14 protein-coding genes, 5 tRNA genes and 3 pseudogenes are annotated in these 15,130 nt (G+C 63.2%); 12 read left to right on the top strand and 10 right to left on the bottom strand.

Features of this window, described 5'->3' with window-relative positions:
- Positions 1 to 40: 40 nt before the first annotated feature.
- The 3 genes from A5625_RS27045 to A5625_RS27035 all read left to right on the top strand — a co-directional run bounded on the left by A5625_RS27045 (position 41) and on the right by A5625_RS27035 (position 2,394).
- Positions 41 to 655 (top strand): cation diffusion facilitator family transporter, encoded by a 615-nt coding sequence (locus tag A5625_RS27045; RefSeq protein ID WP_197516252.1) that lies wholly within the window; start codon positions 41 to 43, stop codon positions 653 to 655.
- A gap of 273 nt (positions 656 to 928) precedes the next feature.
- The gene (locus A5625_RS27040) at positions 929 to 1,132 is read left to right on the top strand and encodes a cold-shock protein (protein WP_067001714.1); all 204 of its coding nucleotides are present in this window, start codon (positions 929 to 931) and stop codon (positions 1,130 to 1,132) included.
- Between the two features lie 458 nt (positions 1,133 to 1,590).
- A complete protein-coding gene (locus A5625_RS27035; RefSeq protein ID WP_067001711.1) occupies positions 1,591 to 2,394 on the top strand; it encodes a transglutaminase family protein in 804 nt (267 codons plus the stop codon).
- Positions 2,395 to 2,698: 304 nt separating this feature from the next.
- Here A5625_RS27035 and A5625_RS27030 read toward each other — a convergent pair whose 3' ends face one another.
- Complete coding sequence (locus A5625_RS27030; protein WP_067001708.1) at positions 2,699 to 4,333, bottom strand: fatty acyl-AMP ligase; 1,635 nt, start codon at positions 4,331 to 4,333, stop codon at positions 2,699 to 2,701.
- Between the two features lie 323 nt (positions 4,334 to 4,656).
- A complete protein-coding gene (locus tag A5625_RS27025) occupies positions 4,657 to 4,890 on the bottom strand; it encodes a hypothetical protein (protein WP_067001705.1) in 234 nt (77 codons plus the stop codon).
- Positions 4,891 to 5,277: 387 nt separating this feature from the next.
- On the opposite strand from A5625_RS27025, the gene A5625_RS27020 reads away from it, so the two are divergent.
- Entirely contained in the window at positions 5,278 to 5,757 is a 480-nt protein-coding gene (locus A5625_RS27020; protein ID WP_156748625.1) for a DUF5994 family protein, read from the top strand.
- A 526-nt stretch (positions 5,758 to 6,283) separates the two neighbouring features.
- On the opposite strand, the gene A5625_RS27015 is transcribed toward A5625_RS27020, so the two are convergent.
- The 3 genes from A5625_RS27015 to A5625_RS27005 all read right to left on the bottom strand — a co-directional run bounded on the left by A5625_RS27015 (position 6,284) and on the right by A5625_RS27005 (position 8,930).
- A tRNA-Phe gene (locus tag A5625_RS27015) sits at positions 6,284 to 6,351 on the bottom strand.
- Positions 6,352 to 7,189: 838 nt separating this feature from the next.
- Positions 7,190 to 8,134, bottom strand: coding sequence for an SAM-dependent methyltransferase (locus A5625_RS27010; protein WP_067001702.1), 945 nt, complete (start codon positions 8,132 to 8,134; stop codon positions 7,190 to 7,192).
- Between the two features lie 142 nt (positions 8,135 to 8,276).
- Complete coding sequence (locus tag A5625_RS27005; protein WP_197516251.1) at positions 8,277 to 8,930, bottom strand: PaaI family thioesterase; 654 nt, start codon at positions 8,928 to 8,930, stop codon at positions 8,277 to 8,279.
- A gap of 285 nt (positions 8,931 to 9,215) precedes the next feature.
- Here A5625_RS27005 and A5625_RS29765 point away from each other — a divergent pair, with 285 nt between their 5' ends.
- Both A5625_RS29765 and A5625_RS30835 read left to right on the top strand, forming a co-directional pair.
- A complete protein-coding gene (locus A5625_RS29765) occupies positions 9,216 to 9,641 on the top strand; it encodes a serine aminopeptidase domain-containing protein (RefSeq protein ID WP_067001699.1) in 426 nt (141 codons plus the stop codon).
- Positions 9,539 to 10,234, top strand: coding sequence for a hypothetical protein (locus A5625_RS30835; RefSeq protein WP_369830055.1), 696 nt, complete (start codon positions 9,539 to 9,541; stop codon positions 10,232 to 10,234). Before A5625_RS29765 ends, A5625_RS30835 begins: the two co-directional genes overlap by 103 nt.
- Here A5625_RS30835 and A5625_RS26990 read toward each other — a convergent pair.
- On the bottom strand, positions 10,154 to 10,786 hold the full coding sequence (locus tag A5625_RS26990) for a TetR/AcrR family transcriptional regulator (RefSeq protein WP_067001693.1): 633 nt from the start codon (positions 10,784 to 10,786) through the stop codon (positions 10,154 to 10,156). The genes A5625_RS30835 and A5625_RS26990 overlap by 81 nt on opposite strands.
- A gap of 285 nt (positions 10,787 to 11,071) precedes the next feature.
- Between A5625_RS26990 and A5625_RS26985 the strand changes: the two genes are divergently transcribed.
- The 3 genes and pseudogenes from A5625_RS26985 to A5625_RS30405 form a co-directional block, all read left to right on the top strand.
- Entirely contained in the window at positions 11,072 to 11,899 is an 828-nt protein-coding gene (locus A5625_RS26985; RefSeq protein ID WP_232003838.1) for an Emopamil-binding protein, read from the top strand.
- A 128-nt stretch (positions 11,900 to 12,027) separates the two neighbouring features.
- Positions 12,028 to 12,531: pseudogene (locus tag A5625_RS30830) on the top strand (NAD-dependent epimerase/dehydratase family protein); the annotation flags it as partial.
- 22 nt (positions 12,532 to 12,553) lie between these two features.
- Positions 12,554 to 12,886: pseudogene (locus tag A5625_RS30405) on the top strand (tyrosine-type recombinase/integrase); the annotation flags it as partial.
- A gap of 23 nt (positions 12,887 to 12,909) precedes the next feature.
- On the opposite strand, the gene A5625_RS26975 reads toward A5625_RS30405, so the two are convergent.
- The 3 genes from A5625_RS26975 to A5625_RS26965 all read right to left on the bottom strand — a co-directional run bounded on the left by A5625_RS26975 (position 12,910) and on the right by A5625_RS26965 (position 13,201).
- Positions 12,910 to 12,986 (bottom strand) — tRNA-Phe (locus tag A5625_RS26975).
- 26 nt (positions 12,987 to 13,012) lie between these two features.
- A tRNA-Asp gene (locus tag A5625_RS26970) sits at positions 13,013 to 13,089 on the bottom strand.
- Positions 13,090 to 13,128: 39 nt separating this feature from the next.
- A tRNA-Glu gene (locus A5625_RS26965) sits at positions 13,129 to 13,201 on the bottom strand.
- Positions 13,202 to 13,325: 124 nt separating this feature from the next.
- On the opposite strand from A5625_RS26965, the gene A5625_RS26960 reads away from it, so the two are divergent.
- Positions 13,326 to 13,401: transfer RNA gene (locus A5625_RS26960), tRNA-Lys, on the top strand.
- Positions 13,402 to 13,441: 40 nt separating this feature from the next.
- Here the strand turns inward: A5625_RS26960 and A5625_RS26955 are convergent.
- A complete protein-coding gene (locus tag A5625_RS26955) occupies positions 13,442 to 14,341 on the bottom strand; it encodes a class I SAM-dependent methyltransferase (RefSeq protein WP_067001686.1) in 900 nt (299 codons plus the stop codon).
- A gap of 118 nt (positions 14,342 to 14,459) precedes the next feature.
- Here A5625_RS26955 and A5625_RS26950 point away from each other — a divergent pair, with 118 nt between their 5' ends.
- Both A5625_RS26950 and A5625_RS26945 read left to right on the top strand, forming a co-directional pair.
- Positions 14,460 to 14,957, top strand: coding sequence for a nucleoside deaminase (locus A5625_RS26950; protein ID WP_067001682.1), 498 nt, complete (start codon positions 14,460 to 14,462; stop codon positions 14,955 to 14,957).
- Between the two features lie 44 nt (positions 14,958 to 15,001).
- Positions 15,002 to 15,130: pseudogene (locus A5625_RS26945) on the top strand (ArsR family transcriptional regulator); the annotation flags it as partial.

Here is a 15,130-nt window from a genome sequence, read left to right as displayed (position 1 = left end):
TCGCTTGGGCCACTATGGCGCCATCGATATCGTGGACTGCGTGAGCCAATCTGTGCGGTTGAGTTGGGTTTTGGCACTCAATCTGGCGCTGATCGCCGGGCTTATCATCGCGGGCATCGCCGCCCGATCACTGGGCGTGCTGGGCGCCGCAGGAGACACCGCGGCCGACTCCTCCGCAATAGCTTTGGGACTGGCGGCAATCCACCTGCGTGACCGCTACGGAAGAGCCGCGGCACCCACCTACATCGCCGGTATCAACGCCACACTGCTCCTGCTCATCGTCACCGCCGTGATCGTCGCAGCCATCCAGCGACTCACCAAAAGCGATACGACGGTGCACGGCCTCCCCGCCCTCATCGCCGCGGGAGTCGCGATGATCGTCATGTTGGCCAGCGCCTTCATCCTGGGTCGCGGCGCCGCCCATGAAGACCTGCACATGCGATCTGTCCTACTCGACACCCTCGCCGATGCACTGGCCGCCGCCGGCGTCGCCGTAGTCGGAGGTGTCATCCTGATCACCGGCCACTACTATTGGCTCGATCCAGTCATCGCCATCATCATCAGCACCATCATCGCCGCGAATGCCGGCCTGCTCTTACGCGATGTCATTTCCGCCCTGCGCCACGGCTCACAGACCCGTATCGGCACCGATTGAGAACCACCTCGTATCTCACGAAAGGCACCGCACCACACGCATGTAAGCAGAATCTCCAACTCCTCCGCTGTGAACGTCGCTTCGACGTCCCAGGGCGCCCTCATCCCACCCGGTCGTCACAACGCAACGCCCCCCAGCTTTGGCGGGCCCCAGCCGGGTAATTTGTGAACGAAAAGTGTTCTGTCCCAATCGAAGAAAATTCCTACCTCTGAACGTGCTAGTGTAAGCGGGGATGTCCATCGGCATCTGTTCAGAATGAGAGAAGTTGAAAGTATGGCACAGGGAACTGTGAAATGGTTTAACAGCGAAAAAGGCTTCGGTTTTATCGCTCCGGACGGCGGCGCAGCAGATGTGTTCGTCCACTACACAGAAATACAGGGAAGCGGCTACAGGTCGCTCGAGGACAACCAGCGAGTTGAGTTCAATATCGAGCAGGGCGCCAAGGGTCCGCAAGCAGTTGGGGTAACTGCCGTCTAGTGCGAGAGCTCTACCGTGTGGGCTGGTGGGTGATTTCCTGCCAGCCCACAGCGCGTTAAGAGGGTTTCCGCGCCTCAGAGCCGGATGGCGCGCGATCGATTCCACCAGGCCCGTCCGATGCGGTTTGCCTCTGGAGCGTTCATACACAACACCTTTGACTGGTTTCGATCATTCTTCGCTCGACAGACCAAGTTTGAGCCGAAGCCAAACCAAATTTGAGGATTCCGCATACATGAAACCGTCCGACTTGTTTTCACACTGCTACCAGCCCGAGGTCGTGTCCCCCCTCGCCGGCGATTCAGAACCGGTGCAACTTCCTGCTTTCTCCGACCGCCCCAAGAGCGATCCAGCCACTAGAGGCCACCGTCGTGGAGCTTGAGCGGGTGTCCGTGACAGCGCCACTGAGTGAGCCGCTGGCCGCGACCGAGGCCTGACCGTGAGGCGACAGGAGGCGACAGATGAGAAGAGAGGTCGCCGCTGAACTCGAGGTCGAGATCGCCGCAGCGACGACCTTGGAGTTTCAGATCGCTGTCGCACCGCATCCCAACACCGAGATATCCGAGTCGTTGTCATTCGTGTTGGATGGAAAGCCACTGCAGCCCTTGGAGATCAGCGGCCCACACGGTAACCGCATCCACAAGTTGGACGCGCCGATGGGAAACCTCAAGGTTGACTACGCCGCGACGATCGTGGGCCAAACCGATCCGGCACCAGTGACCGACTACGACCTATCGGTGTACCTTCGTCCAAGCCGCTACGCTGAGTCCGACAAGTTCTTCGGCTTCGCCGCAACCGAATTCGGGAGCTATCTCGATTCGACGGCTCTGTTGGAGAGGGTCTCCCTTTGGGTCGGCAGCCGGCTGAACTACGTACCGGGCTCGAGTGATTCCATCGATGGAGCAGTGGACACCTTGCTCTCCGGTGCCGGCGTCTGTCGAGACTTCGCGCACCTTGCGGTGGCGCTGTTGCGGGCCGTCAAGGTGCCTGCCCGTGTTGTCTCGGTGTATGCGCCCGGCTTGTACCCGATGGACTTTCATGCGGTAGCCGAGGCATTCGTAGCGGGGCACTGGCGGGTCGTCGACGGCACGCTCTTGGCGCCGAGGCAAACCCTGGTGCGCATTGCCACCGGGCGCGATGCCGCCGACACCGCTTTCCTCGACAACCACAACGGCGCGATCACACTGGAAAAACTGGTGGTGACGGCTGTCGTCGACGGGGACCTGCCCAGGGATTCGATCGACCAGCTGGCATCGATCAGGTGAAACCCGCCGCGCGCGACGAGTTTGACATAAGCGCCGAGTCGGACCCCGAGCCATAGGCAAAGGAGGTCCGCGGCCAAACCCGACGCGCGATCCTGCTGAAATACGCCGGTGGATGGCCGACTTCGCTTGGTATCGTCGCGGGGTAACTAGAGTCTGTGCGAAACCTGTTGCGCTTCAACACTTCTTGTATAACCCCCTGGCCTTACGCCCCGGTGTCCAACGCTGTGCGCTAGATGTAGCCACACGCTTGACGCACCGCGCCGTCAGAGCGCCGAAACACTCGCTTTGCGCCGGGGCGACCGATTCAGCCGACGAGGCCCAGCGCGTGGGCGCGCCGCAGCTTGCCCGACGGGGTTTTCGGGATCATCCCGGGCGCAAGCACCACCACGTTGCGGGGCCGGACATCGACCTCGGCGAACACCTCGTGTGCCACCTGGTGCTCGATGCGTCGCACCTGCGTCGGGTCGTCGTACTCTTTGGATTCCACCGCCACTGCGAACGTCTCCCGCGCGTGCCCCGCGTCGAGTCGCACCGCGACCGAACAGCCCGGCCGCACCCCGGCCACGCGGCAGGCGGCCCGCTCGATGTCGGTTGGGTAGATGTTGCGGCCCGCCATGATGATGACGTCCTTGACCCGCCCGCACACCACGACATTGCCGGCCTCGGTGAGATAGCCCAGGTCACCCGTGTCATACCAACCACGTTCGTTTTGCGCCGCGACGAACCCGGCCACGGTGATATAGCCATTGGTCACCGGTTCACCGCGCACCTCGATGACGCCAACGCCACGTGGCGGCAGCACGCACCCTTCCTCGTCGATGACGCGCAGCTCCAGGCCATCCAACGGCCGGCCTAGTGAGACCAGCCGCCGGGTATGGCCCTTCCTCGCGGGGACGGCCCGTTGCAAGAGGGCCAGCAGGTCGGCGTCCACCTCGTCGACAAGCATCCCTCCGCCGCACGCGGAGAAAGACACCGCCACCGTCGTCTCGGCCATGCCATAGGCGGGGATAATCGCCTCGGGCTTCAGCCCAAACGGCGCCCCCGCCTCGCAGAGGTCCTCGACGTCGACCGAGTCCACCTGCTCGGCACCCGAGAGCGCCCACCGCAGCGAGGACAGATCGAAGTCCCCGGGTGTGGCTTGTGTGCGCAACCGCTTAGCGAACAAGTTGTAGGCGAAGTTCGGCGCGGCCGTCATCGTCCCCTTATATTTGTCAATCAGCTTCGCCCACAACAACGTATCGCGCAGGAAGTCCATCGGCGTGATCTTCACTAGCTCGGCACCGACGTACATCGGCACCGTCAGGTAGCCGGTCATGCCCATGTCGTGGAAGCACGGTAGCCAGCTCACGATCACGTCCGTGTCGAGGTCAAAGTTACAGCCGACCATCATGGCTTCGGCGTTGGCGACGATGTTGGCGTGGGTGATCTGGACGGCCTTGGGCGATCCTGTCGAGCCTGATGTCAGCTGCATCAGCGCCACGTCGTCATCGCGGGTGTCCACCGGCCCGATCGGGGTGTTGGCGAGCAGCGTCTCCGCGGTCAGCACCGTCATCCCGAGCGCCGAGAGCACCGGCGCGGCGGCCAGGAACGGTTCGGATACGACGACGGCTTTCGCTGAGATCATGTTGATGACGCCGGTGGTCTCGCTGGCCCAACGCTGCATGTCGGTGCGCGCAGTGGGCTGGTGCAACATGGTCAGGCTCGCGCCGCGCATCCAGATGCCTTGGGCGATCGGCGCGATCTCGACCGGTGCGCCGGCCAGCACCGCGACAGCGTCGCCGCACCCGATGCGGGCGGCGGCCAGCCCGCCGGCCACCCGGCCAGCCCGCTCGTGCACCTGAGCCCAGGTGTGCCGCGTCGGCGCGTGCGGCTCCCCGGTCACCATGCCTTTGAGGCTGCACCGGGCGTTGTCATACATCGTCTCGGTAAATCGGCTCACGGCAATCCCCTTGGCCTACGCGAAATTACGATGCGCGTTCGATGTGCGTCGCCGGCGCGTATAGGAAGTGCCGGGAACTTCGGAGCCGCTCGGGTTCGATCGTCGAGCACTGTGGCGTCGACGATGACTGCGGACGTGCGTAAACCGTTCGTACTCGCCCCAGATGATTCGTCGCTCCGGCCGAAGCAACACGTCTCATGGCATGTCAGGACAGCCTGACTGTACAGACTCGATGCGCTGCGAGCACCCAAGCGCGCCGAACTCGGCATGGATCGTGACAGTTGCCGCCGAACCTGATGCGGGGTCCGAGATCTAGGACGTGGTCACGATGCTTTGGCGTACCTGCGGACGAAGTCGTGCTCTGCGAAGGTATTCGTGTGCTGTAGGCCGTTGTCGTCGCGGCCAAAAAATGTCCACCGCCGCGGAGTTGTCTGCGGCTCACTGATCATCTTGACAGTCAGGCGCGTTTGAGTGGGAAGCAGCGTGCCGATGATGTCACCGACGCGGATCTGCGACGGGTGGACCTCGGGTGCATCGCACCAATTTTGCATACCCATGCGCCCATCCTCACGTCGTTGCGCTCACCCTACCCGCAATTCCGGGCTGTGCGGTGAGGGCGTGGGCCGGGCACGCTGCGACGCGCGTACCGGCTGCTGCTTGTCACTTCATCGCCTACGGGCCGCCGGTGGCGTAGCGTCAACTGTGAGCTGTTTCGTTGTCAGCGGAGGTCCACTACGCGGTCGGCGCGGAATGACACCTACGGGCAATGTGATTCCTCCCTCGCTTCCCGCATCCGCGGGTCGAGGATGCCGACCGTGGAGGAACCACATGAATTGTGCCGCCTCAGCTATCGCCCAACCACAACACATTCCGAGCCCGGCTTGCGCGCGCGTGTACGCCGCTGCGATCAGCGGGTGTGCCGAGCGCCGAGGGCGGCACTCGAAATGATTTATCCGCTCGGGAGCCGACGCCACACCAATCCCATTCGGCTGTCGGTGGCCCACAACCTCGGCCGCGACATCGATGGCGCGTGGTGGCCGCGCGCCGACCGCATCACCAATGAATTGCCCGAGCTTGTCGGGATCCTGACTCCGTTGCTTGGAGAAGTCGCCTCCATCAACGTCAACTGGTCATCGCTGCAACGACCACCCGATCTCAACTGGCCGGGGTGGGAAGGCAAACGCCAGCACGTAATGACCGTTAGCGGCACGCGTGCCTGCGCTAACCTGCTGATCATCTCGTATACGACCCACAGCGGTCTGGCGCTAATGGTGCTGCGCTGCGCCGCCAACCTACCCATTGAGGCTGCGGATCGCGACAAACCCGCCTTCCTTACCGCGGGCTCGATCCTGCGCGCCGCCCAACAACAACGCGGCCCCGGCTTATTTTCGGCGAGCGCCCGGACTGCCCGGCTGCACCCTTAGAGCGCAATGATTGCAGGGCGCGGCCCGCGAGCCGCATCGGAATGGCTCGGGTCAATCATACTGCGGTGCAACGGATCTCGAATCGACGCACAGGGGAAAGTTATCTCAAACCCGCGCCGGGACTGATCATGTGCTACCGCCAACCGAACGGTGGTCCCGGTGCCAACGGGGTGCGCCACTTGCCGAGCATCGTTTCGCCGATGGCGCGGGGGGTAGAGACAGGTCTAGGCGCGCGGCGGACCCGGGGTCGCCGAGGCGCTTAGCTCCCGGCGGTCATGAAGCGGCTGCCGGGGGCGCTTCATCTCGGTCGCCGATACGGTCTTAAGGCCGGCTGGATCCGCCGCTGGCGGGCAGATGTCGATGTGTGGCCATCAGCGCGTGGTCGACCGCGGCCGTGAACTTTCGAGCACGTGGCCACGAACCTCGATCGGCTCCACGACGTCGCCAAAAGCAAGGCGAACGGGTAGGAACCGGACAGCACCAGCTGCTTACAGAGTGGTGTCACTGCGTCCGAGCAGCTCAAGACTGGTGGCCAGGGGCGGGATCGAACCGCCGACCTTCCGCTTTTCAGGTGGGAAGAATAGCCGCTGACCTGCGGTTTATCTGCTCCTATGCGTCGTATGCACCGCATTGAGCAGGGCTGACGTACCCAGCCTGTCCGGCGAACGGACATAAACCGGACACGGTGTTTGCACTCCCGACCAGGAGCTCCGGGTTGCCGCGCGCGTTGGCGGCGACCTTGGCGGCTCCGGGGAGCAGGCACCCCGATGCCCAGCATCGCGCCATCAGCCACCGGACCTCCTGGCTAACAAGTCATTTCGCCGTCCGGGTCAGACCCAGACGAACCCGTGGTTCAAGTATCACCGGTGTCTGAGCGACGTCAGTGCACTATTTTCTCCCTTCGCGCGTGCACGATGTACGAGCGCCTGTGGCCCTAGAACGGATTTACAGTCCGCAGGATGTTGCTAAGGGACTCGAACCCCCGCCCTTTCCTGCAAAAACGCTTTGTGAAATGCGCATTGTCGATCTGAGTGTTGTTACGCGGGCCGGCTCTGTCCTGGGGATATGCGTCGGCGCGTTACGCGACGTAACGGTGCTGTCCCCGATCGAAGAAGAGTCGCTGGGTTATGAGCTAGGGGCCAGGATTTTCGTTTGTCCGTTGAGTCTCAAACGCGCAGGTCAGCAAGGGTGACGTATCGACTGGTTGCGCCTCATTGCATTGATTTTCGGTGGTTTCGCAGAGTTTTTGTTCCCAAATTTCTTCCCAAATCCTTGCCTAAGGGCCAGCTCAGTACCGGTCTCTTCCACGTCTCGGGCTTGCTGCCCGACGCGGGGCGAACGCGCGGCAACCACCTGACCCCAAGGAAGACCTGCTGGAGTGACACAGGCTCGCCATTTTCGGATTGCCGGATAGCCAGCCGCTCGCGCAGGACTATGGATGTTGCCGAGCGATAATCAGATCGCTGACTACGGCCGCGCCCGTCAGTCCGGGCGGCGTTGGACGGCCTAACCGCTCCATCTCGTCCTGGCTTTTGATCGAATCCACCTGCCAGCCGTGTTGGGCGAGCAAGCTTTCGGCGCTGGCGCGGTCTGCTTCGTTGTACAGCATCCCCGCGACACCGGTTGCGCCGGCGCCCATCTGCTCGCGCACCCGCTTCTGGCTTTCGCGCCCATGCTGTGCCGTGAGGCTGCCACCGCCGAGTTCGAATGCCTCGACAGCGATCCAGCTGCCCGGCGCACTCAGTTCGGTGATCACGTCGAATAGACGCTCCTCCGCGTGGGCGGGCAGATAAGGCAGCAGCCCCTCAGCCAGCCAGGCGGTGGGGTGATCCTGTTCGAAGCCCGCGGCCACCAGAGCAGCCGCCCAATCTTCACGCAGGTCAATGCCGACCGGGCGATAGGTAGTCCTCGGTACCGCGGCGTGCGCTGCAAGAGTTGCGGCCTTGTAGCTGAGCACTTCAGGCCGGTCGATTTCGAAGACCACGCTGTCCGAGGGCCAGTCCAGTCGGAAAGCACGGGAGTCCAGGCCCGCCGCCAAGATGACCGTCTGTGTGATGCCCGCCTCGGCGGCAGCTGTGAAATACGTGTCGAAGAAATGGGTGCGGACAGCTTGATAGTCAACGGCAGATTGGAACTCGCGTCGGCTGAGTACATCGTCTGGCTGCCAGCCCAAGTTTCCGGTGGCCATCTGTGCCCATTGCGGACCGGCCGCCGACACCAGCACCAGTGCGAATTCGTCGCAAATCAACGCGTCGGCGCGGTTGGTCTCGATCGCGCGACAGGCCGCCACACCGAGCGCGGTGATTCCCACGCTTTCCGTGATGTTCCAGCCATCTTTGTCGGCACGTACGGATGACGCCTTGCTCATGTCAGACATATTGAATTCGCTAACTGTTGAACTGCGCGCCCGAGACGAAAATTCTTTGTTCCCATGGATTGCCCCGCCCCGTGGCGGGAAGCCTGGACGTTCCCGATCTTGTTGTTCAGCAATGGTTTAGCGGTGACGCTGTCAGCAATTTTCATCGGTGATGAGCGCTGAGTGCGATCATCAGGCTCTTGGCTTCGGCTAGCACGGTGTGTCCGTCGGCAGCGACGATGTTTGCCGCCGTGTGGCTTTTCCGCCCGTCGACACTGGTGACCTCGCCGTGGGCGATGAGATCCATGTCAATCGATATCGGTGCACGGTACTCGACGTTGAGATAGGCGGTGCGACTCAATGGGCGCCCAGCGGCGGTGGTCGTGACTGCAAGCAGCCAGTCGAACAGCAGTGGCACGACGCCTCCGAGCACGATGCCGTTGGCGCCCAGGTAGTAGCGGCTGAACCGACCTTCGACAGTGGTGCCTTCGGGTCCGGCGGCGGTGATCCGAAACGGCGGCAGGAGCGGGTTGCCCATGCCTGGCAGATCAATTGCCCGACCTGCTGGTGGTTCCCCTTCCCCGGCACGGTGCGGTTGCAGCAGCGTCGTCAACGCATCGAGGTGTGCTGTGGCCGAACGCCAGGTGGCTTCATCGGGAGCGACGGAGCTCACCAGGTCTTGCAGCGTGCGCATCCCGGCCACGAAAGTCGCGAAATCGGGCCTCCCACTTATGGGCACGTAGCTGGGGAACCTGGCGCTGTCGGTATGGGCCGGCGGCAGCATCACCGTCGCGGAGCTGGGCTGTGTAGAGGTCATGAGGTTTCCATCGGGTCGTCGGCCGGGGCGCCAGCCACACCTGTCATCCCTCGGCGCGGCAGAACCACTGTTCTTATTTGCAGAACTAATGTCGCCAGAATAGCTCACCAGTTCTGCCGCCTGGAGTCTGCCCGCCCCAGGTTGTTGGGTCCTCTTCGTCTCGGATGAGACCAGAATCGTAACCACCGATCGTATAGTCGGAAACATCATTCTGTTCGCAAATGGGGTCTGCGGTGGATCGCGTGGCGAGCATCGGCGTGAGCTGACAACAGTGCCCCGGCATCGATGACGACATACAGCATCGACGACGTCGAATTCCCGTCGTCGGGCGAGCTGTGCCCCGGCTGGCGACTGGTCTCGCAGAACGACAGACTCCGCAGTTCCGCCGGGAGGCCGATCGTCGTCATGGCACACGGCGTCGGGGGAACGATCGACACCGGGCTGCAGCCCTTCGCCGAAAAGTTCTGTGCGACAGGGGCCGACGTGCTCGCCGTCGATTACCGTGGATTCGGCGCCTCGTCCGGTGCAGCTCGGCAGTCGGTGTCGATGCGCCGCCAGAGGTCGAGGACCTGCACACCGCGGTGGAAGTGGCCCGCGCACTCCCAGGAGTGGAGCCGAATCGGGTCATCCTTTGGGGCATCTCCCTGGGGGGCGGGCATGTCATCACTGTCGCTGCGCAACGTCGTGATCTCGCGGCGGTCATTGCGTTGACACCGCTCGTGGACGGCTGGCGGCCGCAGCGCTGGCACTACGGCACTGCAGCGCGGCGTCGGTGGCTCGCTGCGCATGGGCCGGTCTGCATAGCCAACTGTCGACCTTGCGCGGTGGCGACCCGGTCACCATCCCGATCGTCGCGCCGCCGGGTAGCGACGGGGCCATCAATCTCAGCGGCGCCTTCGACCGTTACACGTCGCTGGCCGGACCTACGTGGTGCAACCGGATCGACGCGGCAATCGGATTCGAACTCTTGCGCTACCGTCCTACCCGCGGCGCCCGGCGCATCACGTGCCCGACACTGGTGCAAATCGGCGACGACGATCGCAGCGCACCGCCGCGCGCCGCGGCCGTCGCCGCGACCAAAGCCCGTGCGACGGCGCGGTACTACGGTGGCGATCACTTCGACGCATGGCCCGGCGGCCCGAATTTCACCGAGGTTGCCGAGCAGCATGTGCATTCCTCGCCACGCTGTTCGCGCGGCGCCGCTAGTCGGCGAAGCTAACGATCTAATTCGCACCGTGCGGCGAGGCCGTCGCCTCGGCGCGCCCGGACGGCAGCGCGCCGGCCGTCGCCAGCGCCCGCTGTAGGTGCGCGACGAGGTCATCGGCCACCTCCTGAGCAGGACGGTCGGATCCAGAGTTGACCCAATCGGTCAACCAGACCTGCAGCGCAGAGACCGCCAGCCCGGCCACCACGTTCGGGCGTAACGTGATGATCTCGCCTGCCGCGATGGCGTCCTCTGCCAGTCGCGTCACAATGCCGAGGCCCGTGCGCCATGCGTCGCGCTGACCGCCGCGCCACAGTTCGAGCCCCGCGGTAGCCCAGCTCCACCCCTCCCGAATGTGAAGCTCCAGGAAGTTGGGATGCTCGGCAAAGAACATGACCTGGGCCCGAGCGAGGCACAACAACCGCTCCAGCGGTGAGGTCAGGCCGTAGGTTGCACGTTCGCCGGCAGCGATGAACCCATCCATACGCTGCCGATTGAGTGCCTCCCAAATGTCATTCTTGCCGCCGAAATTCTTGTACACCGTGTCCACCGACACGTCAGCCGTGCGGGCGATGTCGGCAACCTTCGTCTTCTCGAAGCCGCTCCTGGCGAATTCCAGTTCTGCTGCGGCGATAATCAGCTGTCGGTACATCTCTCGACGTGCCTGGCGGACGCTTGAGCCCCTTGTCATAGGTCAGCGGCTCCTTCAGTCGGCGTTCGCGACAATTCTAGATTCAGCCTTGGCGACGCGGCCCGCTGACCGGGTTTGGCTGCCAGACCGAACCCCGGGACCCAGACGCACACTAACTCAGCAGCCATTGCCTCAGTCACGAGAGCAATGCTAGATTTCAGAATGCAGATTCTGCAAACCGGATGCCGGTTTGGGCGAGCAGGCCGTTCCGGTTGGATTCATACGAGCGGACCGGAGGGACCTGCGATGACAACCCACGCCCTACACCACGACTTCACCAAACCGTGGGCCAAACAGCGCGTCAGCATCTACAAATGGTGCGCAGCGATAACGGCGACGGCCGCCGTCGCCGTCATCCTCGGTGTGGGCTTCGGTTGGATTCCCATGGTGCCGTTGACCGGCACCATCACGTGCTTCGTGTTCATGACACCGGTTTTCGTCATGTTCGCCACGGCGTGGTTCGACACCCCGGGTGAAACGCGAACGACGTTGGAGAAGGCCAACGAGTTCTCGATGCTGTGGTTCTGCATCGCCGGTGCGGCAAGCGAACTGTGGTGGGAATTGATCTGGCTCGTGGGTGATCTCATGGGCTGGATGCACATCAACGACCACCAACGATGGGGATGGGTCATCTGGTACTACGGCATCAACGACGTCCGGTACCTCAACAGCGACGGACCCTTGTGGGCCATGGAGTTGACCGTGGTGATCGGTGCCGCCGTCCTGCTGTACTCGTGGTGGAAGCTGCGCAGGGCAGGCAACGATCCCGACAAGCGCATCCGGCCGCTGTGGTGGACTTTCGCCACGATGGCGGCGATGTTGACCGTCTTCTTCATCTACTTCGTCGCCGAAGCTCGCCACGGATTCCCCAACTTCCCACGTCATGGATTCTGGGACGTCGCGATCGTGCTGATCTATGAGAATCTGCCCTGGATGATCGCGCCGATCGTGAGCATGCCGTTTGTCGCCAAGCAACTGGGCTACCTCTACGGAATCAAGGCCTTGAATGCAGCCACGCCAGCGAACCGAACGACCGCTCAGCCCGCCGTTGCCGTTGCTGCACATACCAACTGACAGGTAGAGACGGCCCATCCCGGCTCGCGTGCTGCTCCCGCCGGTGAACACGACACCAGCCACGGAACTGGCCCGTGTGCCGGGATGGGCCTCGCGCGGGCTCTGCCGGATAAAGACAGGAGAGTCGGATGCCCGAGCGAGTACTTGTGACCGGTGCATGCGGCTTGGTCGGGTCGGCGACCGTTGCCCGATTACGCAAAGCCGGCATCCCGGTCGTCGCCACCGACCTGGACACGGCGGCAAATCGACGAATCGCCACACGGTTTGGCGACGCCAGCACGCGATGGTGTGACCTCACTCAGCGCTCCCAGGTCCAGACACTACTCGCGGCCGTTCGTCCGGCGGCGATCATCCACCTGGCGGCCGTGATACCCCCCTTCTGCTACAAACAACCGGCCAGCGCACACAGAGTCAACGTCGAGGCAACCGCACTTCTGATAAGCGAAGCCTCAGGTCTGACTGCGCCACCGCGGTTCGTGCAAGCGTCAAGCGTGAGCGTGTACGGGCCGCGCAATCCACACATGGAAAGCGAGATATTAACTTCAGACACCCGGCTCGCGCCGTTCGACGTGTACGGAGCACAGAAAGTTGCCGCCGAAGGCGTTGTCCGACAGTCCCATCTGGATTGGGTGATACTGCGCCTCGGCGGTGTGATCGCCCACCGGAAAACTGTTGCGATCCAACAATTGGCGCCGACACACGCACTGGAACAAAGTCCTAAAGAAAACGCACCTCGCCCCGCTGACGATTCACGACTTACGCCACACCTACGCCAGCCTGGCCCGGAAATCAGGTGCCGACCTTCGCTACGTGCAAAAGACCATGGGCCACTCGACCCCGACCGTCACCGCCAACATCTATAGCGACCTCTACGCCGACGAGCTGGACCAAGTCGCAACCAACCTCGATCAGCTACATGCGGCTGAGATTCAGACACTCAAGACCGGACAAGAACCGGACGAATCAAACCAACCATCGAGTGCATAACCCGTGTCGTTACAGGTAGAACGTGGTGGCCAGGGGCGGGATCGAACCGCCGACCTTCCGCTTTTCAGGCGGACGCTCGTACCGACTGAGCTACCTGGCCGGAAGGCAGCGAATGCATCGCCGCGCTGGCGACCCTGACGGGACTCGAACCCGCGACCTCCGCCGTGACAGGGCGGCGCGCTAACCAACTGCGCCACAGGGCCTTGCTGTACTGCTCGCTCCAACGTTACCGCCGTTGCGCGTACCCCCAACGGGATTCGAACCCGTGCTACCGCCGTGAAAGGGCGGCGTCCTAGGCCACTAGACGATGGGGGCCAGAACCGAATCACTCCGGGGTACTCACAACGTGGTTTCGCTGGGAGCCACGTCAGCTTAGGTCACGGTGTGCCCAATCCTCAAACGAGCCTCGTTTTCGGTCCAAGTATCCTGAATCTCCGCGGCCCCTATAGCTCAGTTGGTAGAGCTACGGACTTTTAATCCGCAGGTCCTAGGTTCGAGTCCTAGTGGGGGCACCACAACGCGCATCGCCCCGGCTGTGCGCACTGAAATGACGGCTCATTGCCCGAGCACCGCGCTGGTGTAGGTGACGTCGGCGAAGGCCGCGGCGACGTCGTCGTCGGCGTAAACAAACCCGTTGGCCGCATGCAACTCCGCGATGGTCTTGGAGCTGGTCTGCCAGCCGCGCTGGCTCAGGCGGTCGACGATGTGGCCGCGCCGGCCGTGATAGACGAGATCGTTGAAGTCGATCTCAAACCCGAGTTCGCTCATCCGGTCGTGGTGCGCGCGCCACCGCGGGTCGGCGAAAACCGCAGTGTCAGGCACGAATTCAAATGCGAGACGGCTGCCGGGGGCACTCAGTGTGGTGATGTTGTCGAACAGCGCGTCTTGGGCTTCGTCGGGCAGGTAGACGACCAGGCCTTCGGCACTCCACGCCGAGGGCGCCTGCGGATCGAATCCGGCCACCTGCAGGGCCGCGGCCCAATCGTCGCGCAGGTCGATGGCGACGGTGCGCCGCTCGGTGGTCGGCTCGGCCCCTAGGCCGCGCAGCGTCAGCGTCTTGAATTCGATGACCTCTGGCATATCGACCTCGTAGACGACTGCCCCGGCCGGCCACGGCAACCGATAGGCACGGGAATCGAGGCCCGACGCGAGAATCACCGCCTGACGGATGCCACTGCGGGTCGCCTCCAGAAAGAATTCGCCGTAGAACCGGGTCCGGCAGGCCATCCCCCGCGCCATGCGCTGCGGATCGAACTCCGTGTTCCCACCGGCCCCGATTTCGCCGTTGACCAGCCGGACGTAGACGTCGATCCCAACCGCGCGCACCAGTGGCGCGGCATACGGGTCGTCGATCAACTTCGCGTCGGAAGAAAGCGCCCGCTGGGCGGCCACCATCGTCGCCGTTGCCCCCACACTCGTCGCCAGATCCCAGCGATCACGATCAGCGCGCGCCATGGTGCCCCCTTAACCGGACCAAAAAAACATAGACAATCTAGTTAACATCACGGGGTCGTATCTCCGCCCGCGGGACTAGTCTCCGAGATATCTGCTCCCGTTTTACGCCGGAGGACCCGTGACCGATTTCGCCCAGCGGACGATCGAGTTGGCTCGCCGAAACGTGAAAGAAGGCGGCCGCCCATTCGCGACGGTGATCGTCCAGGATGGCGAGGTTCTCGCCGAGAGCGCCAACAAAGTGGCCCAGACCAACGACCCGACCGCCCACGCGGAGATCCTGGCCATCCGCGAGGCCTGCATGAAGCTGGGCACCGAGCACCTCGTCGACACCACCATCTATGTGCTGGCTCATCCCTGCCCGATGTGCCTAGGTTCGCTGTACTACTGCTCACCCAAGGAAGTCGTCTTTCTGACGACTCGGGAAAGCTACGAGCAGTACTACCTGGATGACCGCAAATACTTCGAGTTGTCCACCTTCTACGACGAATTCGCCAAGGAATGGAACCAGCGGCGCCTGCCCATGCGCTACGAGCCCAACGAGGACGCGGTGGAGGTTTACCGGTTCTGGAACGAGCGCAACGGCGGCCGTCGGTCGACGACCGTCCCGTGCACCTGAACTAGGCCCTTGGCACCCGGACGGGCCTTCGCTAGTATTTGCGTATGCATGCAGATAATGGCAACGGGCGGCTGCCTGACGATCAGGCCAATCTGGTCGTCGAGGTGTTCCGGATGCTGGCCGACGCCACTCGTGTGCAGGTGCTCTGGTCGTTGACCGACATCTCGCGGTCG

It is taken from the genome of Mycobacterium sp. 1465703.0 (genome assembly GCF_001672975.1).
GTDB lineage: Bacteria > Actinomycetota > Actinomycetes > Mycobacteriales > Mycobacteriaceae > Mycobacterium.
This window is presented reverse-complemented; position numbering and strand designations above follow the sequence as displayed.